This window comes from Streptococcus timonensis, from assembly GCF_047463455.1.
GTDB classification, from domain to species: domain Bacteria; phylum Bacillota; class Bacilli; order Lactobacillales; family Streptococcaceae; genus Streptococcus; species Streptococcus timonensis_B.
In genome coordinates this window covers 345,538-369,891 of the sequence record NZ_JASHDV010000002.1, presented here as the reverse complement: position 1 = coordinate 369,891, position 24,354 = coordinate 345,538, and the positions used below count along the sequence as shown (strand labels likewise).

Here is a 24,354-nt window from a genome sequence, read left to right as displayed (position 1 = left end):
TGTGATTCTTTTTTGGTGTAGATAGATCTATAGATTGATGATTTTCGCTACCCTTCTCCTATAAAAAGTGGTAAAATGGTTGAAAGAAAGAAGGGATAGAAATGACAACATTATTTTCTAAAATCAAAGAAGTAACAGAACTTTCTGCTATCTCAGGTCATGAAGCGCCTGTACGCTCTTATCTTCGTGAGAAAATAACTCCTCACGTGGATGAAGTAGTAACAGATGGCCTAGGTGGTATTTTTGGTATCAAACATTCAGAAGTTGCGAATGCACCTCGCGTCTTGGTAGCATCTCACATGGATGAAGTTGGTTTTATGGTGAGTGAAATCAAACCAGATGGAACCTTCCGAGTAGTTGAAATCGGTGGTTGGAACCCAATGGTTGTTAGCAGCCAACGATTTAAACTCTTTACGCGCCAAGGACGTGCAATTCCAGTCATCTCAGGTTCAGTACCTCCACATTTGACTCGTGGAACAGGTGGGCCAACCATGCCAGCTATTTCAGATATCGTCTTTGATGGTGGTTTTGCGGATAAGGCTGAGGCTGAGAGTTTTGGTATCCGTCCTGGGGACACCATCGTTCCAGATAGTAGTGCAATCCTAACAGCTAACGAAAAAAACATCATTTCAAAAGCTTGGGACAACCGCTACGGAGTTCTCATGGTTAGCGAGTTGGCAGAAAGCTTGTCAGGCCAAAAACTAGGCAATGAACTTTATCTTGGGGCTAATGTCCAAGAAGAAGTCGGACTTCGTGGTGCTCATACTTCAACAACCAAATTTGACCCAGAAGTATTTCTGGCAGTTGACTGTTCACCAGCTGGTGATGTTTATGGTGGTCAAGGTAAGATTGGTGATGGAACCTTGATTCGTTTCTACGACCCAGGTCACTTGCTTCTCCCAGGGATGAAAGACTTCCTTTTGACAACTGCTGAAGAAGCCGGAATCAAGTACCAATACTACTGTGGAAAAGGTGGAACTGACGCCGGTGCAGCTCATCTAAAAAATGGTGGTGTACCATCAACAACAATTGGTGTTTGTGCTCGTTATATCCACTCTCACCAAACACTTTATGCAATGGATGATTTCCTTGAAGCACAAGCATTCTTACAAGCCTTGGTTAAAAAATTGGATCGCTCTACTGTAGATTTGATTAAAAATTATTAAACAGAGATGATGGAGGTGATAGGTATGGGAGAACCAAACCTAGAAACCTTGATACGGGATCTTTACAATAATGCCCGTCAAAACTTGAGTGAAGATTTAGTGGCTGCGCTCCTAGAAACTGCTAAGCAATTACCAAGTACCAATGAGCGATTGCTAGCGGTGCGTCTGTCAGGTCTGGTTACTCTTGAACTACTCAAGAATCCCAAAACACCAGCACCAGAGTTAGTCAATCTGGCCCGCTTTATCAGAAGAGAAGAAGACAAGTACAGAGGAACTGCAACTTCTGCTCTAATCTGGGGTGAAATCTTTAAAATGCTTTGATTCCATTTGGAATCAAAGTTTTTTTATTAAGGAATCAAAGATAGTTTTGACTGTTAAAGAGAAGAAAAAAGCCCCCAAGAAAAAGTGGCTTTTTGTCTATTAAATTTGTTCAGCGATGACTTTTTCAGCAAGGTTCATAGCGTGGTCAGATACACGAGTGTAGTGTGAAATAATATCGATAAAGTTGACACCTGCTTGGGTAGAACATTCTCCGTTATTTAGACGTTTGATGTGAGTCTTACGAAGGACACGTTCCATGTTATTGATGGCATCATGACGTTCAATAAGAGATTCTGCTTTCTCGAGGTCGTTATTCTCTACACTTTCAAGAGCATCTTTGACGAATTCGCTAGTTTTAAGATAAATCTCTGCTAGCTCCTTTAAGGCAGCTTCAGAGAATTGAACATTCTTACGTTGTAAGTAATCATTAAGATTGATAAGAGCTTCTGCGTGATCTCCGATACGTTCTAAATCTCGTGAAGAGTCAAGGATATTTGTTAAGACTTCACTCTCTTTTTGGCTCAAGGCTTCACCAGAGAGGCTGATCAGGTAACGAGTCAATTGCTCATCAATGGTATTGATGGCTTCTTCAGTCTTATGACCTTTTTCAGCAAGTTTTTCATCAGAATTGATGATATAGTCGTATGAGAGGTCAAAGGCTTTCGCAGCATAATTACCTAAGTGTAGAAGTTCTTTTTTAGCATTTCCAAGAGCGATAGATGGAGCTTGTTTGATCAGTTGCTCATCAAGGTAAAGTGGCTCGTATTTGACAACTTCATCTTCTCCAGGGATAAGTTTGGTTACTAAGAAGGCAAGAGCTCCGATGAATGGAAACTGAATGATTGTATTGGTAATGTTGAAGGTTCCGTGGGCGAAGGCAATGGTCATTTCTGGAGCTAGATTTAAGAAGCTCTCAAACCATTGGATTAAGCCTGTAAATGGAACGAGGAAGATAATACAGATAACAGTCCCGATAACGTTAAAGGCCACATGAGCTGCTGCCACACGTTTGGCTGCAATATTAGCACTCAAGGAAGCGATAATAGCAGTGATGGTAGTTCCGATGTTATCCCCAAAGAGAACTGGTAGAGCTCCTTGAAGGTCAATCAGATTGCTAGCGTAGAGATTTTGTAGAATCCCGATGGTCGCTGAGGAGGCTTGAATCAGAAGGGTTAAACCTGTTCCGACAAGAACACCCAAGATTGGATTTTTACTAAGTTCTACCATGTAGTCTTTAAAGACTTGTAAATCCTTAAGGGGTTCCATAGCGCCACTCATAAGATTGAGGGCAAAGAAGATACCACCGACACCAAAGACAATTCGTCCGATGTTATTGATGGTTCTATTTTTTGTGAAGAAGAGACAGACTGCTCCGAGAAAAAGCATAGGTAATGCGTAGTCTCCCAATTTAAAACCAATGATAAAGGATGTGACGGTTGTTCCAATATTGGCTCCCATAACAATCCCAATAGCCTGACGTAAAGTCAATAGTCCGGCACTAACCAGACCAACTGTAATAACCGTAACACCTGAACTCGATTGAATCAGGGCAGTCATCCCAATTCCAACTAAAATTCCAAAGAAAGGATTGCTAGTATATTTGTCAATGTAAAATCGAAGACGATCTCCAGCTGCTTGTTGCAAACCGTCCCCCATGGTCTTGATACTATACAAAAATAGTCCCAGACCACCTAAAAAGTGAAAAATAATTTCCTGCCAATTAATGGACATTTCCTTTTTCCTCCGAAAAATAATCACGGAATTTCTCCCATTCTATTTTAAAGGATTAATAGCAATCTAACAAGTAGTAAATAGTAAATTTTAATAAAAATGTAATGAATCTTTTATTAAAAAGTATCATTTAGTTGGGATATTATTATTCCAACTAGTAAGCATTTAATGATTTTTTGGATGAAAATTTAAAATTAGTGAGAGTTCCGATTATCTAAGACTCACTAGTTTTATACTCTTAGTTTTAAAGTAACAGACTAACCGAGAAAGAGAAAAGTTTTAGGTTTTTCTATCTCTTTTACTGATTTTGTGATATAATTAACACATAAAAAAAATAAGGAGTCTTTTCAAATGGCAAAATTGACTGTTAAAGATGTTGAGTTGAAAGGGAAAAAAGTTCTCGTTCGTGTTGACTTCAACGTTCCTGTAAAAGATGGCGTGATTACTAACGATAACCGTATCACTGCAGCTCTTCCAACTATCAAGTATATTCTTGAACAAGGTGGACGTGCAATCCTCTTCTCTCACCTTGGACGTGTAAAAGAAGAAGCAGATAAAGAAGGTAAATCACTTGCTCCTGTAGCTGCTGACTTGGCTGCTAAGTTGGGTCAAGAAGTTGCTTTCCTTCCAGGTGTTACTCGTGGTGCTGAATTGGAAGCAGCGATTAACGCTCTTGAAGATGGACAAGTTCTCTTGGTAGAAAACACTCGTTACGAAGATGTTGATGGTAAGAAAGAATCTAAAAACGATCCTGAACTTGGTAAATACTGGGCATCACTTGGAGATGGTATCTTCGTAAACGATGCATTCGGTACAGCTCACCGTGCACACGCATCTAACGTTGGTATCTCAGCAAACGTTGAAAAAGCAGTTGCTGGATTCCTTCTTGAAAACGAAATTGCCTACATCCAAGAAGCAGTTGAAGCTCCAGAACGTCCATTCGTGGCTATCCTTGGTGGTTCAAAAGTTTCAGACAAGATCGGTGTTATCGAAAACTTGCTTGAAAAAGCTGATAAAGTTCTTATCGGTGGTGGGATGACTTATACATTCTACAAAGCACAAGGTATCGAAATTGGTAACTCACTTGTAGAAGAAGATAAATTGGATGTCGCTAAAGCTCTTCTTGAAAAAGCAAACGGCAAATTGATCTTGCCAGTTGACTCAAAAGAAGCAAACGCATTTGCTGACTACACTGAAGTCAAAGACACTGAAGGTGAAGCAGTAGATCCAGGATTCCTTGGTTTGGATATCGGTCCTAAATCTATCGCTAAATTTGACGAAGCTTTGACTGGTGCTAAAACAGTTGTATGGAACGGACCAATGGGTGTATTTGAAAACCCTGACTTCCAAGCTGGTACAATCGGTGTAATGGACGCTATCGTGAAACAACCAGGCGTTAAATCAATCATCGGTGGTGGTGACTCAGCTGCCGCAGCTATCAACCTTGGTCGTGCAGACAAGTTCTCATGGATCTCTACTGGTGGTGGAGCTTCAATGGAGCTTCTTGAAGGTAAAGTTCTTCCAGGACTTGCAGCTTTGACTGAAAAATAAGAATATAAAAAAGGAGGCTGGGACAAAAGTCCTAGCCTCTCAATTGTCTTTGGATTTTCGAGCAGGACGCAGTGGTTGAGTGGGCTCTACTACGCTGATTTCATCAGCTTTTACAACCCTACTCAACTGTGCGGAGGTGGGACGACGAAATCGAATTCTAACGAGTTACCGATTTCTGTCCCACTCTCTTTTTTGCGCTCTTTTAAAGTTTGAGAGTAGCGAGGGATAATTGGACAGAATCCAAAAAAAACAGTAAAATAGAGAAATACCAATATAAATGAAATTTGAGTAATAATCGTGGAAAAAAGAGACAATCATACAAAAACAGCTATTTGCGGTATTATCAATGTCACCCCAGATTCTTTCTCTGATGGGGGCCAATTTTTTGCTTTTGAAGAAGCCTTAAAACAAGCTCGAAAATTGATTGCTGAAGGTGCCACTATTTTAGATATCGGTGGAGAGTCTACTCGACCTCGACCTGGAAGTAGCTATGTTGAGATTGAAGAGGAAATCCAGCGTGTGGTTCCAGTCATTAAGGCTATCCGTCAAGAAAGTGATGTTCTGATTTCGGTAGACACTTGGAAAAGTCAAGTTGCAGAAGCAGCTCTAAAAGCTGGTGCCCATATAGTCAATGACATTACTGGTCTCATGGGTGATGAGAAGATGGCTGATGTGGTTGCTAAAGCTGGAGCTCAGGTAGTCATCATGTTTAATCCAGTCATGGCACGCCCTCAGCACCCTAGTTCACTTATCTTCCCTCATTTTGGCTTTGGAGAGCCTTTTACAAAGGAAGACTTAGATGAGTTTGAAAAACTACCAGTAGAAGAATTGATGACAGCTTTCTTTAACCGTGCTCTAGAAAGAGCGGAAAAAGCAGGAGTTTCGAAAGAAAACATCATGCTGGATCTAGGGATTGGCTTTGGCTTGACCAAAAAGGAAAACCTCATACTTCTACGTGACCTTGATAAATTACACGAGATGGGCTATCCTATCTTTTTAGGAGTCTCTCGCAAGCGCTTTGTCATCAATATTCTGGAAGAAAATGGTTTTGAAGTAAACCCGGAAACTGAAGAAGGCTTCCGCAATCGTGATACTGCTTCAGCTCATGTGACTAGTATCGCTGCTAGGCAGGGTGTAGAAGTGGTGCGTGTACACGATGTAGCCAGCCACAAGATGGCAGTTGAAATCGCATCAGCCATTCGTCTGGCAGATGATGCGGAAAATTTAAACCTGAAACAGTATAAATAAGATGAATAAAAACGAAACGAATCAGTGGATAGCTAACTATCGGACAGACCAACCGCATTTTGGTTTGGAGAGGATGGTGAAGCTATTAGCCTTACGTGGCAATCCCCATCTGAAACTCAAGGTTATCCATATCGGAGGAACCAATGGGAAGGGATCTACTATAGCCTTTTTGAAGAATATGTTGGGAGAGATGGGGATAAGAGTTGGAGTCTTTTGCTCGCCTTATCTCATTCATTACACGGACCAAATTAGCATCAACAGACAATCCATCCCAGAAGCAAGATTAGAGGCTTTGATGGCAGACTATCGCTCACTACTTGAAGGTGAGCAAGCTCTCGCCTTGCAAGGAACGACAGAGTTTGAGATTATCACTGCTATAGCCTATGATTATTTTGCTTCTGAGGAAGTTGATGTGGCTATTATGGAAGTAGGTATGGGTGGACTTTTGGATAGTACCAATGTTTGTCAGCCTATCTTAACAGGTATTACGACCATTGGCCTGGATCACGTAGCTATACTAGGAGATAGCTTGGAAGCTATCGCGGAGCAGAAAGCTGGAATTATCAAACAAGGAGTTCCCCTGGTAACAGGAAATATTGTCCCAGAAGCCCTAGCAGTTATCAACCAAATCGCGAAAGAGAAAGAGGCTCCTAGGCTTGTTTATGGGGAAGATTATCAAGTCAGTCATCCAGAGAGTGTGGGGACGGGAGAAGTCTTTGACTATACAAGTCAACAAAGACGAGGTCGTTTTCAAACAGGATTGCTGGGTTTGCACCAGGTAGAGAATGCTGGGATGGCTTTAACTTTGTTGGATGCCTATTGTCAGGAGACTGGTCGAGAATTAGCAAGTAATAATATAGTGGCTCAAGCCTTAAAAGAAACAAGTTGGCCTGGACGCTTTGAAGTTGTTTCTAGAAGTCCTTTGATGATTTTAGATGGGGCACACAACCCCCATGCAATCAAAGCTTTATTAGCTACCCTAGAAGAACGATTTACTGACTATCACAAGGAAATCCTCTTTACTTGTATTAAAACCAAGGCTTTAGAGGATATGTTAGATTTATTAGAGGCCTTACCAGATACTAATCTTACACTAACACATTTTGATGATGGTCGAGCAACTGATGAAGAAGTACTAAAGAAAGCAGCTTATTCTAGGAATCTTAGCTACCAGAGTTGGCAGGCATTTCTAGACCAAAGTATGATAGATATTGAAGAGAAAAAAACAGTTAGGATAGTAACGGGTTCATTGTATTTCTTGAGCCAGGTGAGAGCCTATCTGATGGAGAGGAAAAACTAGAGAATGGATACACAAAAGATTGAGACAGCTGTCAAAATGATTATTGAAGCTGTTGGTGAGGATATGAACCGCGAAGGCTTGCAGGAAACGCCTGCTCGTGTAGCTCGTATGTATCAGGAGATTTTTTCGGGTCTTGGTCAAACTGCGGAGGAGCACCTGTCAAAATCCTTTGAGATTATCGATGATAATATGGTGGTGGAAAAGGATATTTTTTTCCATACTATGTGTGAACACCACTTCTTGCCATTTTATGGGAAAGCACATATCGCTTATGTTCCAGACGGACGTGTAGCAGGTTTGTCAAAGCTTGCTCGTACAGTGGAAGTTTATGCCAAAAAGCCACAGATTCAAGAACGCTTGAATATCGAAATTGCAGACGCCTTGATGGAGTATTTAGGGGCCAAGGGAGCTTTTGTTGTCATTGAAGCAGAGCATATGTGTATGAGCATGCGTGGTGTTAGAAAACCAGGAACTGCAACTTTGACAACAGTGGCACGTGGAGTGTTTGAGTCAGATAAGGACCTTCGAGACCAAGCATATCGTCTCATGGGACTATAAAAAATCCGCTTCAAGTGGATTTTTCTAGAAAGGATTTGTTATGGATCAACTGCGAATTAAAGATCTAGAAATTTTTGCCTTCCATGGACTCTTTCCTAGTGAGAAAGAACTAGGACAAAAGTTTATCATTTCAGCTAGTTTATCCTATGATATGACCAAGGCTGCAACAGAGTTGAATTTGGAGTCTTCTATCCACTACGGAGAACTATGCCAAGAATGGACAGCTTGGTTTCAGGAAACCACTGAAGACTTGATTGAAACAGTTGCTTACAAACTAGTAGAGCGCACTTTTGAAACCTATCCAATAGTTCAAGAAATTAAACTGGAACTCAAAAAACCATGGGCGCCTATTCATCTATCGTTAGACACCTGTTCAGTAGCCATCTATCGCCGCAAACAAAGAGCCTTTATTGCCCTAGGTAGCAATATGGGGGATAAGACGGCTAATCTTGAACTAGCTCTTGAAAAAATAAGTGCTCGCGGGATTCGTATTCTCAAAGAGTCTAGTGTGATTACAACTGAGCCATGGGGTGGTGTAGAACAAGCTAGCTTTGCCAATCAAGTCATTGAAGTGGAAACCTGGTTGCCAGCTCCAATCTTGTTAGAAACCTTGTTGGCGATTGAGTCAGAAATGGGACGAGTTAGAGAGGTACATTGGGGACCACGCTTGATTGACTTGGATTTGCTATTTGTAGAGGACCAAGTGATCTATACTGACGCCCTCATCTTGCCACATCCCTATATTCCCGAGCGTCTCTTTGTCCTAGAATCCCTTCAAGAAATAGCTCCGCATTTTATTCATCCAGTGCTAGGACAACCGATTCGTCACTTATATCAAGAATTGAAAAAATAAAAAAACCTAGTCTCCTAAACTAATTGTTAGGATGCTAGGTTTTTTAATAAAGTTCGTTTTCTTCTGGGAGAAGGATAGTTTCCTTTCCATCCATATCTAAGACAATTACTTTAGGTGGATAGAGAGGATCAAAAGGGTGGGTGAAGTCAAAATCAATGATTGTAGGTAGATGTTGACTTGAAAATCGGAAGGTAATAGCTCCATTGCTATTTAAGAGTCGAAACTCTAGCTCATCTTCTAACTCAAAAACATGTTTTAGGAAATGGTCAATAATATACCAAATGGAGTCGATGACATCGTCTGGTAAGTTAGTTGCGATACCAAAACTTGCACAACGTCTATGAGAATCTGTAAAAGCCATCCATACCTCCAACTCGTTTTCTTATTATCATACTGCAAAATGGTGTAAAAATCAAGAAAAGTTTGTTGTAAAAAACAGAAGGAAATAAGAATTTTAAATAAAAATTTATTAAATGCTTGAAAATGCTTACAACAAGTGATAGAATGAAAATGGTACAAACATGAAAACAAAATTTTCAATAGAGAAAGGAACCGGAATGAACACAGATGATACAGTAACAATTTATGACGTTGCCCGTGAAGCAGGAGTTTCGATGGCGACAGTTAGTCGTGTTGTTAACGGAAATAAAAATGTTAAAGAAAACACTCGAAAGAAAGTCTTAGAGGTTATTGAACGTCTAGATTATCGTCCTAATGCAGTAGCTCGTGGCTTGGCAAGTAAGAAGACAACAACGGTTGGAGTTGTCATTCCAGATATTACAAATACATTTTTTGCTACTCTAGCAAAAGGAATTGATGATATTGCCGAAATGTATAAATACAATATTGTCCTTGCTAATAGTGATGAAGATGATGAAAAAGAAGTATCGGTGGTTAATACCCTCTTCTCAAAACAGGTTGATGGTGTCATCTTTATGGGCTATCACTTAACAGAAAAAATCCGTTCAGAATTCTCACGTTCACGAACGCCTGTAGTTTTGGCAGGAACTGTGGATGTAGAGCATCAACTTCCGAGCGTCAATATCGATTATAAGACTGCTACTGCAGATGCTGTTCGTCATTTGTTGAAGCGCAACAAAAAAATTGCCTTTATCAGTGGTCCATTAGTAGACGATATTAATGGGAAAGTGCGCTTGGTTGGATATAAGGATGCATTGAAAGAAGCGGGTATCAACTATAGTGAAGGTCTTGTCTTTGAGTCAAAATACCGCTATGATGATGGTTATGCTTTAGCAGAGCGATTGATTTCTTCAAAAGCAACAGCAGCTATTGTTACAGGTGATGAATTGGCTGCAGGAGTCTTGAATGGATTGGCCGACCAAGGAGTTTCTGTACCAGAAGAATTTGAAATTATCACCAGTGATGATTCACAAATCGCGCGCTATACAAGACCAAATCTAACGACTATTGCTCAACCTTTGTATGACTTAGGTGCAATCAGTATGCGTATGTTGACCAAGATTATGCATAAAGAAGAGTTGGAAGAAAGAGAAGTGCTACTTCAACACGGCTTAACAGAGCGTCATTCAACTCGTAAAAAATAAAAAAATAGACTCAGGAAATTAATTGATTTCCTGAGTTTTTCTTACCCTTCCATATATTCTCTAAGTTCCTCGCCATTGAGTCCAGCATTAATAGCAATAAGAAGCTTTAGGCGAGCTTTTTGAGCATTCAACTCTTTAACGAAAAAGACACCTGATTTTTGCAGACAAACCCCTCCCCCTTCGTAGGCATAGACAGGTTCAGCGATACCATTAAAACAGCGAGAAACTAGTGCGATTGGTAGCCCTTCTTGAATTAAGGAGTTCAATTTTTGCGCAGTTTCTTTTGGAACATTGCCAGCTCCAAAGGCTTGAATAATCAGCCCGTCTAGTTGGTCAATAGGAAGTAAATCGAGTAGTTCGTCGGTCATGCCTGCATAGACTGGAATGATAGGAACTAAACCTTTAATAGAATGAAGGTCAAAACGGACACGGGGTTCAGCAGTTTTGAAATAGAGAATTTCCTGCTTCATAATGAGTCCAAGGGGGCCATGAGTCGGTGTTTGGAAAGTCCCGACATTAGTAGTGTGGGTCTTGGTAACATACTTGGCGGCGTGGATTTCGTCATTCATAACGACCAGTACACCTTTGTCGGTTGCTTTCTCATCACTGGCCACTCGTAAGGCGCTCAGGTAGTTATAAACTCCGTCACTTCCAAGTTCATTGGAACTTCTCATAGCTCCAGTTAACACGATAGGGATTTGAGGAATATCCATAGTATCAAGGAAATAAGCTGTTTCTTCAAGGGTGTCAGTTCCATGTGTAATAACCACCCCATCAAAAGATGCCGCCTCTTGCTTGATTTTATGATAAAGAGCCAACATATGTTTAGGTGTAATGTGGGGACTGGGTAAATTTAAAAAATCTAGGGAATGGACCTGGATACCTTCTAGGGGATTTGAGACATGATTCATAGGATTGTCCGAACTAGTTCTGACAGCACCTGATTCGTCTGCTTGCATAGAAATAGTGCCACCGGTGTGTAAAACGAGGATTTTCTTTGTCATGATTCACTCACTTTTTCTGAAATATGGTATAATCATTGTATCATAAAAGAAAGGAATGAGACAGTCATGGAAGTCAAAGCAGTATTTTTTGATATAGATGGAACGCTGGTAAATGATCGTAAGAGTGTTTTGAAATCCACAAAAGAAGCCATTAAGATTGTAAAAGAGCAGGGTGTCCTAGTTGGAGTAGCAACAGGACGAGGACCTTTTTTTGTTAAAGATTTGATGGATGATTTAGATTTAGATTTTGCAGTGACATACAATGGCCAATATATCTTTAACAAAGACCGTGTTCTTTTTGCTAGTCCTATCGACAAGGGAAGTCTCAGACAAATCATCTCTTATGCAAAGGCAAATCAAAAAGAAATCGCTATGGGAACTAGACAAGATGTTGTTGGTTCTCGAATCATGTCCTTTGGTCTCAGTCCTTTATCACAATTAGCTAGTCGATTTGTACCTAAGTTTTTGACTCGTACAATTAGTAATTCTTTCAATCGTATGGTTAGTAAGGCCGTCCCTCAAAAAGAAGAGGATTTGCTGGACTTAATCAACCAACCGGTCTATCAAGTTTTGATGTTGATGACTCCAGAAGAGTCTAATCAAGCAGCTATAGAATTAGACCATCTCAAGTTCACTAGAAGTAATCCTTTTGCAGCGGATATTATCAACCAGGGGAATTCCAAGTTAGAAGGGATTCGCCGTGTCGGAAAAGAGTATGGTTTTGATCTTAATCAAGTCATGGCTTTTGGAGATTCTGACAATGACTTGGAAATGTTGGCTGGTGTTGGGATGTCTGTTGCTATGGGAAATGGTAGCAGTAGTGTTAAGGAAGTAGCAAAACACATTACAACAAGCAACCAAGAGGGAGGTATACACAAGGCCTTGGAGTACTTTGGTGTATTGTCTTCTGAAAAAGTATTTGTGAGTCGAGATTATCACTTTAATAAGGTTAAAGCCTTTCATCATTTGATGGATGAGAGAACTCAGGAAGAGCCTAAAGTTTGGGATGTAAAAGGAGCAACTCATCGAGCCGCATTCAAAGTTGAAGAGTTAGTTGAATTTGTCCGTGCTGCAAGCAATTCTGAAGAGGAATTTCAACAAGCTGTACAAGATTTGCACCAGGCACTTGATGTATCAGCAGATAAAGTTTCTCAAAAAATACCGGCTGAAAGTACTTTGGTTGGACAAGTCGATGCCTTGATTGATACTCTATATTTTACTTATGGTAGTTTTGTATTGATGGGAGTGGATCCAGAGCGTATTTTTGAGATTGTCCATCAAGCCAATATGGCCAAGATTTTCCCAGATGGTAAGGCCCAGTTTGATCCAGTGACTCACAAGATTCTTAAACCTGAAGGTTGGGAGGAGAAACATGCCCCAGAACCAGCTATTAAGAAGGAACTTGAACGTCAAATCAGGGCTTATGAACGCCATAAAGAAAGAGAAAATAAACAATAAAAAGGAGCGCCTTGGCTCCTTTTTTAATTCTTTTTAAAAAGTTTTATCTGTGTCTCTAACAACCAGGAGATCGACACTGGCATGGCGTAAGATATATTCTGATGAAGAACCGACAAGTAGACGCTCGAAGGCATTAAGTCCAGTTGCTCCAACTAAAATCAAATCGACTTCTTCTTGTTCAGGAATGGTTTTAGCTAATAGAGTTTTAGGATTTCCCATTTCAATCACAATTTGGATGTCATTGAGCCCTACATCCTTTGCACGCTTTTCATACTCTGCCATCAAGTTTTGAGCTTCAAGTTGTAATTCTTCATATACTTGAGCATCATATGTTGAAATACTTTGAAGGGCACGAGTGTCGATTACATGGGCAATGGTCAATTTAGCTTGATTTCGGAGTGCAATGTGAACACCTTTGACAAAGGCCAAATCAGCTTCTTTAGAGCCATCAACAGCTACCATAATGTTTTCATAACGTTGTGTCATAGCAAAAACCTCCTTAGTTTTTATCATCTTCATTGTAACCCTTTTCACTAAAAAAGTAAAGTAAAAAACAATAGGAGAAGACGTGGTTTTTGATTTTAAAAGGGGGTTTGGTATAATGAAATCAGAGAAAAACAAGAGGAAAAATCATGACAAAAATTGCGGTACTTTCAGACATCCATGGGAATACGACAGCTTTAGAAGCAGTATTAGACGATGCTCGACGACTAGAGGTTGATGAGTATTGGCTATTAGGAGACATTCTCATGCCTGGTACAGGTCGAAAAAATATTTTAGAGCTATTATCAACTTTACCGATTACTGCTCAGGTTTTGGGAAATTGGGAATATAGTCTATGGCGAGCTTGTCATCGAAAATTAGATGAAACGAAACCAAGTTTGCGTTATCTTTTGCGCCAGTGTCAGTATATCATGGAGGAGGTTAGTGTAGAGGAGATTGAAGCTTTACAAGAATATCCTTTGCAAACTCACCGCCAATATGGAAATTTGACTGTTGGGATCAGCCACCACTTGCCGGATAAAAACTGGGGGCGAGAGTTGATTCATCTAGGTAAGCAAGAAGACTTTGATCGTTTAGTCGTCGATCCAGACTGTGATATAGCTGTATACGGTCATATTCACCAACAGTTTCTGCGCTATGCAAGTGGCGGTCAACTAATCTTAAATCCAGGATCCATTGGGCAGCCCTTCTTTTTATCAGACAAGCTCCGAAAGGATTTGCGTGCCCAATACATGATTTTAGAGTTCGATGAACAAGGTTTGAAAGATGTAGACTTTAGGCGTGTGGAATACGATGTTGAGAAAGAACTACAGCTGGCAAAGGATTTGAATTTACCCTATTATCAAGTTTATTATGAAAGTTTAGTAAATGGCATCCACCATACCCATAATCAAGATTTTTTGCATGAGATTGCTCAAGATCAGGGACACGATGCGGAGCTAGATGATTGGCTCAGTAGTAACTCTTGACATTACAACTAGATGGGTTATAATAAAGAGAGGATATCAGCTTGATAGGAGGATAGAAAATGCAAATTTCAAGTCGATTTACCATTGCAACCCATATGTTGATTATCATTGCTTTGAGAGGAAAAGAAAGTAAGGTGACAAGTGATTTTCTAGCAGCAAGTGTAGGAGTTAACCCTGTCATTATTCGAAAAACTTTATCACAACTTAAAAAGGCGGGATTAATCTCAGTTGCACGTGGAACTGGGGGAACAGAAATTATTAAAAATATGGAGGATATTAGTCTTCTGGATGTTTATCAAGCTGTTGAGTGTCTAGGGAAAACAGGTCAGCTCTTTAGTTTTCATGACAAACCAAATCCTGACTGTCCAATTGGAGCCAATATCCATGGAGTTTTAGATCAGAAATTAGATAAAATCCAAGTAGCCATGGAAAAAGAATTAAGTCAAACTAGCCTGGCCCAAGTAGTGGCAGATGCAGAAAAAATAATTAAAGATTAAGAGGAATTTAGTTCCTCTTTTTCTATGCTTTATTATGTTTGGCTCTCTTCTTTTCTTATAAGGGAATACTCTGGTAATAAAAAACTCTCCTAGATTTTTAAGGAGAGTTTTTTGTAGAAATACTTGAAAAAAAAGGCGATTAAAAAGCTTTTTAACTTGAGAAAGAAGAAAGTGAGATTGTTTTTAGTGGCTGCCTTTTGAAGGGATTTCATTTTTTGCGGAAGTAAGAAATAATTGAGAAGGTTTATCAAGGAAAAGATGATCTGAACTATAAAGTATTTGTGTCTGAATGTCTGAGAAACTATGATTTTTTAAGGTTTCCTCAAGTTCAGAAATAATAAAACCATGATTTTCTCCATCTGGTACAGTATAATCAGCGATAAATAATTGTCCACCATGAGTCAAATGTTCCTTAAACATAGCTATACTGGAATCAAGATTAGGCATATGATGAAGAACACGACTGACGATAATGAGATCGAATGTTTGCTCTAATGGCTTAATCAATAAGTCTTGTTGAATCAAGTCTATATTTTCAAGTTTTTGGTTTTCAACCTTGATACGAACTTGTTCCAGCATTTTTTCTGCGATGTCAACCAAGATCACTGACTTGGCTTGTTTAGCTAGAGGAATAGCAATAAGTCCAGTTCCTCCTCCAAAATCTAGGATTGATTTGGTAGATAGATTAGAGACTTGTTGATTTATCTCTGCATTTACAAGGTCTGCTAGAAATTGATTTTTGGGAGAATCGAATGATTCTGCTCGATGATTAAAATGATGTTCCATGTCAATAGTGTAGCATAAAGAGAAGATGTTTTAAAATTTTGGCTACGTCTTGTTGAAAAGATATAGAATTATCAACTGGTGGATAGCTTTTAAACCTTGATGAGAATAGGAGTTTTTTGGGATTTTGATTGAAAGAGTTAAGAAAATAAAGAGGAGAAAAACTTGAAATCATGTTATAATAAAAGGATAGAATCGTAAGAAAGAGTGGATGAATTTTGATTATTCCGACTTATAATTGGCAATTTGCACCTCAAGTTGAGGATGCAGATTTTACAAAAATCGCCAAGAAAGCTGGGCTAGGGCCTGAAGCTGCTCGTCTATTATTTAGCCGTGGTATTAAGGATGAAGATAGTTTGTCTCGTTTTTTGGCACCAAGTCTAGATGATTTGCATGATCCCTATCTTCTCCACGATATGGATAAGGCAGTGAATCGCATTCGTCGTGCCATAGAGCAGGGTGAATTTATTCTCGTATATGGAGACTACGATGCTGATGGGATGACCTCAGCTTCTATCCTTAAAGAAACATTAGAACAACTAGGAGCCGAGTGCTTGGTCTATCTTCCTAATCGTTTTACAGATGGTTATGGTCCTAATGCTAGTGTTTACAAGTACTTCATTGAGCAACAAGAGATATCCTTGATTGTAACCGTGGATAATGGAGTTGCAGGTCATGAGGCTATTGACTTGGCTCAATCTATGGGAGTAGACGTTATTGTAACGGATCACCATTCTCTACCGGAGGTCTTACCAGCTGCTCATGCAATCGTTCATCCGGAGCATCCTGAAGCAGACTATCCTTTCAAACATTTAGCAGGTTGTGGAGTGGCTTTTAAGTTGGCTTGTGCTCTCCTAGAAGAAGTTCAGATAGAATTGCTGGACTTGGTTGCTATTGGGACGATTGCTGATATGGTCAGTTTAACAGATGAAAATCGCATCATGGTTCAATACGGTTTAGAAGTTTTGCGCAACACTCAACGAATTGGGCTTCAAGAGTTATTTGAAATAGCAGGAATATCTGGGAATGATCTAACAGAGGAGACAGTTGGTTTCCAACTAGCTCCTCGATTAAATGCCTTGGGACGATTGGATGATCCTAATTCTGCTATTGAGTTGTTAGCTGGCTTTGATGATGAGGAAGTACATGAGATTGCCCTTATGATTAATGAGAAGAATGAGGAGCGTAAGGAAATTGTACAGACTATTTATGAAGAGGCAAAAGGGATGCTTGATCCAACTAAAAAGGTCCAAATTTTAGCAAAAGAGGGATGGAATCCAGGGGTTCTAGGTATTGTTGCTGGGCGTTTGCTTGAAGAATTTGGACAAACAGTTATCGTCCTTAACATCGAAGATGGACGAGCGAAAGGAAGCGCTCGAAGTATAGAAGCAGTGGATATCTTTGATGCTTTAGACCCGCATCGGGAACTTTTTATCGCCTTTGGCGGCCATGCAGGTGCTGCAGGTATGACGCTCGAAGTTGAACAGTTAGATGCCTTGTCAGAAATTTTAGAAACCTATGTAAAAGACAAAGGGATAGATGCTAAGGGTAAGAGTAAATTATATCTAGACGAAGAACTAGATTTGGAAAATCTGAGTTTAGAAACAGTTAAAAGTTTCGAACGGTTAGCTCCTTTTGGAATGGACAATCAAAAACCTGTCTTTTACATCCGAGATTTTCAAGTTGATAATGCTCGTTCTATGGGGGCGGCAGATAGTCATCTGAAGTTAAAAATATCTAAAGGGAGCGCAAGCTTTGAAGTTGTAGCTTTTGGCAAAGGATCCTTGGCAACAGAGTTTGCTCAAGTTAAAGATTTGGAATTAGCAGTTACCCTATCCGTTAATCAGTGGAATGGACAAACAGCCTTGCAGTTGATGATGGTTGATGCGCGTGTTGATGGAGTTCAACTCTTTAATATTCGTAGTAAGAATATAAATCTACCAGAGGGAGTACCTGTCCTTGATTTTACCAGTGATTTGCCAGAAATGTTTTCTAGCCCAGCAATCGTTGTAAAAAATATTCCCGAGGATCTCAGTCTTCTTAAACAAGTATTGCAAGAACAAGACTTCTCTGCTATTTACTTTAAAAATGATATCGATAAGCCCTACTATTTGACTGGCTATGGAACAAGGGAGCAGTTCGCTAAGCTCTATAAGACCATCTACCAGTTCCCAGAATTCGATATTCGCTATAAATTAAAAGACTTATCAGCCTATCTCAAAATTGAACAAATCTTACTAGTTAAGATGATTCAAATTTTTGAAGAACTTGGATTTGTTACGATTTCTGATGGTATTATGAAAGTGAATAAAGAAGCTCCAAAGAGGGATATAGCAGAAAGTCATATTTATCAACAACTAAAACAAACCGTTAAAGACCAAGAAATGATGGCCTTGGGAACGGTACAAGAAATTTATGATTTCTTAATGGAAAAATAGATAAAAAGAGGCTGCGCTACCCGAGCTTAGCCTCTTTTTTGATAGAAAAATCTGATGTAGTGTAGCTGATTGGGCAGGCTACATTCTTATTTGGTAATGAAAGTTCAGAGATGGGAAAGAAAAGATTATTTTTTGTTCTCCCCTCTCTTTTTTGTGTTTTTTTGATGGTCGTGTAGTAAAAGGATAATTATTTGTAATATGACTAAAATATAACTCTAAAATATCTGACATGTAAATTAGGTATGATTTCCTTATAAACAACAAAAACAAATAGGAATTATTAAAAAGGGAGAAATTCATTATGAAAAAAACAGTTGCTAAACTGACTCTTGGTTTGACATCTACTGCCATTTTGGCGACAGTTGGTGCCCAAACTGTTAGTGCAGATTCTTACGTTGTCCAAAATGGGGATTCATTTTTTGCTATTGCTAGTGCACATGGTATGGATCCTTATGTGTTGGCCGCTAACAATGGGAAAACCATTTTTGACACTATCCACCCAGGTGATATTCTGGAAGTGAGTGGTTTATCTCAAGGTAGTTTTTCATATAATGCACCAGCTTATGAGGCAACTAGCACTGCAGATGATGTGTCAGATGTAGAAGATGTTATTGAAAATACTCCGACTGACTATGGGAACTCTTATCCTATTGGTCAGTGTACGTGGGGTGTGAAAGAATTGGCGCCTTGGGCTAGCAACTGGTGGGGGAATGCCAATACTTGGGCAATCTACGCAAGTGCTCAAGGCTATAGAATAGGGAATGTTCCGGTAGCAGGAGCGATTGCCGTTTGGGATGGTGGTGAATATGGGCATGTTGCTTATGTGACAGATGTACAAAGCGAAAATTCTATCCAGGTATTGGAATCAAACTACAAGCGTCAAAAGCAAATTGCTAATTATCGTGGCTACTTTAATCCCAATGAATTTTTAGGTAGAGTCACTTATATCTACCCAAACTAAAAATGATTAAAAAAGATTTAGAATTTCTAAATCTTTTTTTGGTCTCAACTGAGTGAGGAGTAATAGCAACTCTATGCTGATATAAGAGTTGTTGTAGTAAGCTATTTGGGGGATTTCGCATTTTTGAGAGTACAAGAACCGATTACTTTAAACAGTGAATCGAAAAGAGAGTACAGAGGGGAAGGCTTCGTTTTATAGGACTGAATTTTATCTAGTTGAAATAAAACCTTCATTTTGAAAATCAGTAAAAAAATGGTATAATGAAAGGAAATGATTCGGTAGAAAGTAGAAGATACTTTCAGAATAAGAGAGCTTTTAAAACTCTACAAACAAGTTATTGTAATACCTCGGAGGGAAAATGACCAATATTAAATTAACAACTTTAGGTGGTGTCCGTGAAAACGGGAAAAATATGTATATCGCAGAGATTAACGACTCAATCTTTGTTTTGGATGCAGGTTTAAAATATCCTGAAAACGAGCAGCTTGGAGTTGACGTTGTTATTCCAAATATGGAATATTTATTTGAAAATAGTGACCGAATTGCAGGTGTCTTTTTAACGCACGGACATGCCGATGCGATTGGGGCACTACCTTATTTATTGACAGAAGCTAAGGTTCCGGTTTTCGGTTCGGAGTTGACTATTGAACTAGCTAAACTGTTTGTCAAGAGTAATGACAGTGTCAAGAAATTTGATGATTTTCACGTCATTGATGAGAATACTGAAATTGACTTCGGTGGGACAGAGGTTTCCTTCTTCCGTACTACCCACTCTATTCCTGAGAGTTTAGGTGTCGTTTTAAAAACTTCAGAAGGAAATATTGTATATACTGGTGACTTTAAGTTTGACCAAACAGCCAGTGAGTCTTATGCAACAGATTTTGGCCGTTTGGCGGAAATTGGTCGTGAGGGAGTCTTGGCACTTCTAAGTGATTCTGCTAATGCGGACAGTAATATTCAAGTAGCGAGCGAAAGTGAAGTAGGTGATGAAATCACCCAAACAATTGCTGATTGGGATGGTCGTATTATCGTAGCTGCTGTAGCGAGTAACCTTTCCCGTATCCAACAAGTTTTTGATGCAGCTGCTGAGACAGGACGTCGCGTTGTTTTAACTGGTTTTGATATTGAAAACATTGTGCGAACAGCTATCCGTTTGAAAAAGTTATCGCTGGCTAATGAAAGTTTATTGATTAAACCAAAAGATATGTCCCGTTTTGAAGATCATGAATTGATTATTCTTGAGACTGGACGTATGGGAGAGCCGATTAATGGACTTCGTAAGATGTCTATTGGACGCCACCGCTATGTGGAAATCAAGGATGGTGATTTAGTGTACATCGTTACAACTCCATCAATTGCTAAAGAAGCTGTTATGGCTCGTGTAGAAAACATGATTTACCAAGCAGGAGGTATTGTTCGACTCATAACATCAAGCCTACGTGTATCAGGGCATGGAAATGCCCGTGATTTACAGTTAATGATCAATCTTTTGAGACCACAATATCTCTTCCCTATTCAAGGAGAGTATCGTGAATTGGATGCTCACGCTAGAGCGGCAATGGCAGTTGGCATGTTGCCAGAGCATATTTTCATTCCCAAAAAAGGAAGTACTATGTCCTATGAACATGGTGACTTTGTTCCGTCAGGTGCTATCACTGCGGGAGATATTCTGATTGATGGAAATGCTATTGGAGATGTCGGAAATGTTGTTCTTCGTGACCGTAAGGTCTTGTCGGAGGATGGGATCTTTATCGTTGCGATTACAGTTAACCGTCGTGAGAAGAAGATCATTGCCAAGGCACGAGTGCACACACGTGGATTTGTTTATCTCAAGAAGAGTCGTGACATCTTGCGTGAGAGCTCAGAGCTGATTAACCAAACAGTTGAAGACTATCTACAAGGTGAAGAATTTGAGTGGTCAGAGCTCAAAGGTAAAGTTCGAGACAGTTTGTCCAAGTTCCTCTTTGATCAAACTAAGCGTCGTCCAGCAATCTTACCAGTAGTTATGGAAGCAAAATAATAATTAAATAAAGATCTAGAAAAAGTCGAATTTCGGCTTTTTCTTATCTTAAACCTAAAAGGAGAAAATAATGGCAGTAATGAAGATTGAGTACTACTCAGAAGTTTTGGATATGGAATGGGGAGTCAATGTTCTGTATCCTGATAGCTCTAGGGTAACAGACCCGAATTGCACAGATATTCCTGTCCTATATCTCTTACATGGGATGTCTGGAAACCATAATAGTTGGCTCAAACGTACTAATGTTGAGCGTTTGCTACGTGGTACTAATCTTATTGTTGTTATGCCTAATACTAGTAATGGATGGTATACCGACACCCAATATGGATTTAACTACTATACTGCCTTATCAGAAGAGTTACCTAAAGTCATGAAGCGCTTTTTCCCTAACATGACTAGTAAACGTGAAAAGACTTTTATTGCTGGACTATCTATGGGCGGTTATGGTTCCTTCAAATTAGCTCTGTCAACTAACCGTTTCTCCTATGCAGCTAGTTTTTCTGGTGCCCTTAGTTTTCAGGAGTTTTCTCCAGAAAATCAAGATTTAGGGAATCGGACATATTGGCAAGGTATTTTTGGTGAGATTAAAAATTGGGAAAGTAGTCCATATTCACTGGAAAGCCTAGCTGAAAAGTCAGATAAGAAGACAAAACTCTGGATTTGGTGTGGCGAACAAGATTATCTTTATTCTGCTAATAATCTAGCAGTTAAAAATCTCAAAAATCTAGGTTTTAATGTAACCTATAGTCATAGTCCAGGTGCCCATGAATGGTATTACTGGGAGAAACAATTGGAACGATTTTTAGCAACTCTCCCTATCAACTTTGTTTTGGAAGAGCGTCTTATATAATCCTTAAAGTTCTGTTTAGGCGTGAGAACATAAAGATTCTATGATTCTATAATTCTTTATTTTTTAACAAAAAAGTAGTAGAATAGGTATGTTATAAATTTATTAGGAAAAGGACCAGCCAATGTATCATTATCAAATAGGTATTTCACCTGAAATACATGATGAGTTTGTCAAAAAAAGTGAATTGGCAAATCTTTTACAAAGTAGTGCTTGGGCTAATGTAAAAGATAATTGGGGGAATGAGCGTTTAGGTTTTTATAAAAATGGAGAATTAGTAGCTGTTGCAAGTATCCTCATAAAAAATTTGCCACTTGGATATACTATGATGTATATCCCAAGAGGACCAATCATGGATTATCAAGATAAAGATTTGGTAACATTTGTGATAAGAAGCTTAAAACAATTTGGGACTAGTAGGCGGTCTGTTTTTATTAAATTTGATCCGTCTCTGATCTTAAAACAATATCCTATTGACAAATCTTCTAAAGAATTTTCTGAGAATAGTACATCTATAGAAGCTATTCAAAACTTAAAAGATGCAAATTGTCAATGGTCTGGTAGGACTATAGCTATGTCCGAAACTATACAACCACGTTATCAAGCTAATAGAATACTAAAAGATGGTTTAGATTCGGATTTTCCAAAGCATACTAAGAGGTTGATGAAGGATGCTGTTAAGAGAGGAGTTATTACCTATCGGGGTAGCTTGTCAGACATTTCAAATTTTGAAACGATTATAGCTTTAACGGAACGTCGTAAAAATGTATCACTCCGTAATCAGGAATATTTCCAAAAGTTAATAGAAACATATGGACATGATTCGTATTTACATTTAGCAAAGATTAATATTCCAGAACGTCTAATGGAGTATAGGGAACAGTTAAACAAGATAAAAAAAGATTTGTCTGAAACAGACGAATATCAAAAGAAACGTCTAACCAAATTACAACAGCAGAAAAAATCTGTTGAAAAATACATCATAGAATTTCAAGAACTTGTTCAAAGATATCCAGAAGAAGTAGTTATAGCGGGAGTGCTCTCTGTTTCGTTCGGTGATACACTAGAGATGCTTTATGCTGGAATGGATGATAAATTTAAAAAATTCTACCCTCAATATGTGCTTTATCCAAAAGTGTTTGAGGATGCTTTTAATGATGGTAAAAAATGGGCTAATATGGGAGGGATTGAAGGTACTTTAGATGACGGGTTAACGGATTTTAAATCCAATTTTAGTCCTGTTGTTCAAGAGTACGTAGGAGAGTTTACTCTACCTCTAAATTTTTTGTATCGATTGACCAACTATTTTTATCACATTCGTAAGACACTAAGAAAAAAATATCATAGAAAGTAAGTTTATGAAACTGATTACACTCACTAAAGAAGAGTTTCAACGTTATTCGGAAAAGGTCCCTGGCTATTCTTTCATGCAGTCTATTCAGATGGGGGAACTGTTAGAAGCTAGAGGGGCTCAAGTGGTTTATCTTTCTTTGAAGAAAGAAGGAGAAATCCAAGTGGCGGCTCTGGTTTATAGCTTGCCTATGCTAGGTGGGCTTCATATGGAGTTGAATTCTGGGCCTATTTATACCCAAAAATCTGCACTGTCAAAATTTTATCAATATTTAAAGGAATATGCCAAACAGAGTGGTGCTTTAGAGTTGATTGTAAAACCTTTTGAGACCTATCAAACTTTTGACAGTGATGGCAACCCAATAGATGAAGAAGAGAAAAGCATTGTACAAGAGTTGTGTAGTTTAGGATATCAATTTGATGGTCTTAAAACAGGATACCCAAACGGAGAAATATTTTGGCACTACGTTAAAGATTTAAAAGGTTTCGATGAAGAATCTTTGTTGAAATCTTTTAATAAGAATAGTTCTAGAAACATTCAATCCTCACTTGATTATGGTGTTACCATTCGAAGTGCTGAAAGAGAGGAAATTCCACTATTCAAAAAAATTATTGAAGAAACTGGGCAAAGGCAAGGTTTTAAGGATAAGGATTTAGATTATTACTGTAAATTGTATGATATTTTTGAGGATAAGGCAGCTTTTCTAATTGCAGAGGTGAATCCTAAACAATCAATCAAAGCTCTTAATATGAAACAGGCTAGCCTTGATGAAAAGTCAAAGAATTTCAAGCAACAGTATCAAGCGATACAAAAGAAATTGGATTTTCTAAATACTTTGCCTACTGATTCAGAAAGAATCCTATTAGCTTGCGCTCTGATAATATATACTAACTCGGAAGCGACATATTTGTTCGGAGGCTCTTATGCTGATCTCCAAAAGTTTTCTGCTCCATTTTTACTTCAATATTATGCTATGAAGCAGGCATTACAAAAGAATATTCCTACATATAACTTTTTTGGTATCCAAGGTCTCTTTGATGGTAGCGATGGAGTTCTACGCTTTAAGCAGAATTTCAATGGCTATATTGTTCGTAAACCAGGCACTTTCCGATATTATCCAAACCCGTTCAAGTTTAAGTGTTTACAAGTTTTGAAAAAATTAATGGGGAGATAAGTAAAAGAAGTACTTTTAGATTTCTTTTAGTTTTCTCCAGTAAAATAGAGAACCTA

General features: G+C 38.8%; 22 protein-coding genes. 17 read left to right on the top strand and 5 right to left on the bottom strand.

The genetic code is table 11. The annotated features are described in order from the left end of the window. Positions 1-101 precede the first annotated feature (101 nt). The gene (gene pepA, locus QM847_RS05020; protein ID WP_414354278.1) at positions 102-1,166 is read left to right on the top strand and encodes a glutamyl aminopeptidase; all 1,065 of its coding nucleotides are present in this window, start codon (positions 102-104) and stop codon (positions 1,164-1,166) included. A 24-nt stretch (positions 1,167-1,190) separates the two neighbouring features. Then, positions 1,191-1,487, top strand: coding sequence for a bacteriocin immunity protein (locus QM847_RS05015; RefSeq protein WP_414354276.1), 297 nt, complete (start codon positions 1,191-1,193; stop codon positions 1,485-1,487). Between the two features lie 99 nt (positions 1,488-1,586). Here QM847_RS05015 and QM847_RS05010 read toward each other — a convergent pair whose 3' ends face one another. Further along, the gene (locus QM847_RS05010; RefSeq protein ID WP_414354274.1) at positions 1,587-3,218 is read right to left on the bottom strand and encodes a Na/Pi cotransporter family protein; all 1,632 of its coding nucleotides are present in this window, start codon (positions 3,216-3,218) and stop codon (positions 1,587-1,589) included. A gap of 351 nt (positions 3,219-3,569) precedes the next feature. Here QM847_RS05010 and QM847_RS05005 point away from each other — a divergent pair, with 351 nt between their 5' ends. The 5 genes from QM847_RS05005 (at position 3,570) to folK (ending at position 8,728) form a co-directional block, all read left to right on the top strand. Continuing rightward, a complete protein-coding gene (locus tag QM847_RS05005) occupies positions 3,570-4,769 on the top strand; it encodes a phosphoglycerate kinase (RefSeq protein ID WP_414354272.1) in 1,200 nt (399 codons plus the stop codon). A gap of 297 nt (positions 4,770-5,066) precedes the next feature. Continuing rightward, positions 5,067-6,017: a dihydropteroate synthase gene (folP, locus tag QM847_RS05000; RefSeq protein WP_214262418.1), complete on the top strand. Its 951-nt coding sequence runs from the start codon at positions 5,067-5,069 to the stop codon at positions 6,015-6,017. Between the two features lies 1 nt (position 6,018). Then, positions 6,019-7,317, top strand: coding sequence for a bifunctional folylpolyglutamate synthase/dihydrofolate synthase (locus tag QM847_RS04995; protein WP_414354270.1), 1,299 nt, complete (start codon positions 6,019-6,021; stop codon positions 7,315-7,317). A gap of 3 nt (positions 7,318-7,320) precedes the next feature. Then, a complete protein-coding gene (gene folE / locus QM847_RS04990) occupies positions 7,321-7,875 on the top strand; it encodes a GTP cyclohydrolase I FolE (protein ID WP_414354268.1) in 555 nt (184 codons plus the stop codon). A 40-nt stretch (positions 7,876-7,915) separates the two neighbouring features. Continuing rightward, complete coding sequence (folK, locus tag QM847_RS04985; RefSeq protein WP_414354266.1) at positions 7,916-8,728, top strand: 2-amino-4-hydroxy-6-hydroxymethyldihydropteridine diphosphokinase; 813 nt, start codon at positions 7,916-7,918, stop codon at positions 8,726-8,728. 43 nt (positions 8,729-8,771) lie between these two features. On the opposite strand, the gene QM847_RS04980 is transcribed toward folK, so the two are convergent. Beyond that, positions 8,772-9,089 (bottom strand): DUF960 domain-containing protein, encoded by a 318-nt coding sequence (locus QM847_RS04980; RefSeq protein WP_075566264.1) that lies wholly within the window; start codon positions 9,087-9,089, stop codon positions 8,772-8,774. Between the two features lie 196 nt (positions 9,090-9,285). On the opposite strand from QM847_RS04980, the gene ccpA reads away from it, so the two are divergent. Continuing rightward, positions 9,286-10,293: a catabolite control protein A gene (gene ccpA, locus QM847_RS04975; RefSeq protein WP_414354264.1), complete on the top strand. Its 1,008-nt coding sequence runs from the start codon at positions 9,286-9,288 to the stop codon at positions 10,291-10,293. A 41-nt stretch (positions 10,294-10,334) separates the two neighbouring features. On the opposite strand, the gene QM847_RS04970 is transcribed toward ccpA, so the two are convergent. Continuing rightward, the gene (locus tag QM847_RS04970) at positions 10,335-11,297 is read right to left on the bottom strand and encodes an asparaginase (protein WP_414354262.1); all 963 of its coding nucleotides are present in this window, start codon (positions 11,295-11,297) and stop codon (positions 10,335-10,337) included. Positions 11,298-11,363: 66 nt separating this feature from the next. On the opposite strand from QM847_RS04970, the gene QM847_RS04965 reads away from it, so the two are divergent. Further along, positions 11,364-12,755 (top strand): Cof-type HAD-IIB family hydrolase, encoded by a 1,392-nt coding sequence (locus tag QM847_RS04965; RefSeq protein ID WP_414354260.1) that lies wholly within the window; start codon positions 11,364-11,366, stop codon positions 12,753-12,755. Positions 12,756-12,788: 33 nt separating this feature from the next. Here QM847_RS04965 and QM847_RS04960 read toward each other — a convergent pair whose 3' ends face one another. Then, entirely contained in the window at positions 12,789-13,241 is a 453-nt protein-coding gene (locus tag QM847_RS04960) for a universal stress protein (RefSeq protein ID WP_414354258.1), read from the bottom strand. A gap of 146 nt (positions 13,242-13,387) precedes the next feature. Here QM847_RS04960 and QM847_RS04955 point away from each other — a divergent pair, with 146 nt between their 5' ends. Both QM847_RS04955 and QM847_RS04950 read left to right on the top strand, forming a co-directional pair. Continuing rightward, the gene (locus QM847_RS04955) at positions 13,388-14,227 is read left to right on the top strand and encodes a metallophosphoesterase family protein (protein WP_414354256.1); all 840 of its coding nucleotides are present in this window, start codon (positions 13,388-13,390) and stop codon (positions 14,225-14,227) included. Between the two features lie 59 nt (positions 14,228-14,286). Further along, positions 14,287-14,724, top strand: a complete 438-nt coding sequence (locus QM847_RS04950) for an Rrf2 family transcriptional regulator (RefSeq protein WP_414354254.1) — start codon at positions 14,287-14,289, stop codon at positions 14,722-14,724. Positions 14,725-14,907: 183 nt separating this feature from the next. Here QM847_RS04950 and QM847_RS04945 read toward each other — a convergent pair whose 3' ends face one another. Next, the gene (locus tag QM847_RS04945; protein ID WP_414354252.1) at positions 14,908-15,510 is read right to left on the bottom strand and encodes a class I SAM-dependent DNA methyltransferase; all 603 of its coding nucleotides are present in this window, start codon (positions 15,508-15,510) and stop codon (positions 14,908-14,910) included. A gap of 215 nt (positions 15,511-15,725) precedes the next feature. Here QM847_RS04945 and recJ point away from each other — a divergent pair, with 215 nt between their 5' ends. From recJ to QM847_RS04915, 6 genes are all read left to right on the top strand, one after another. Then, positions 15,726-17,945, top strand: coding sequence for a single-stranded-DNA-specific exonuclease RecJ (gene recJ, locus QM847_RS04940; RefSeq protein ID WP_414354250.1), 2,220 nt, complete (start codon positions 15,726-15,728; stop codon positions 17,943-17,945). A 301-nt stretch (positions 17,946-18,246) separates the two neighbouring features. Beyond that, positions 18,247-18,906, top strand: coding sequence for a COG3942 and LysM peptidoglycan-binding domain-containing protein (locus QM847_RS04935; protein WP_414354248.1), 660 nt, complete (start codon positions 18,247-18,249; stop codon positions 18,904-18,906). A 358-nt stretch (positions 18,907-19,264) separates the two neighbouring features. After that, complete coding sequence (locus QM847_RS04930) at positions 19,265-20,926, top strand: ribonuclease J (protein ID WP_414345351.1); 1,662 nt, start codon at positions 19,265-19,267, stop codon at positions 20,924-20,926. 70 nt (positions 20,927-20,996) lie between these two features. After that, positions 20,997-21,776: an alpha/beta hydrolase gene (locus QM847_RS04925; RefSeq protein ID WP_414354246.1), complete on the top strand. Its 780-nt coding sequence runs from the start codon at positions 20,997-20,999 to the stop codon at positions 21,774-21,776. 121 nt (positions 21,777-21,897) lie between these two features. Next, complete coding sequence (locus tag QM847_RS04920) at positions 21,898-23,127, top strand: peptidoglycan bridge formation glycyltransferase FemA/FemB family protein (protein WP_414354244.1); 1,230 nt, start codon at positions 21,898-21,900, stop codon at positions 23,125-23,127. Positions 23,128-23,131: 4 nt separating this feature from the next. Continuing rightward, the gene (locus QM847_RS04915; protein ID WP_414354242.1) at positions 23,132-24,298 is read left to right on the top strand and encodes a peptidoglycan bridge formation glycyltransferase FemA/FemB family protein; all 1,167 of its coding nucleotides are present in this window, start codon (positions 23,132-23,134) and stop codon (positions 24,296-24,298) included. Positions 24,299-24,354 lie beyond the last annotated feature (56 nt).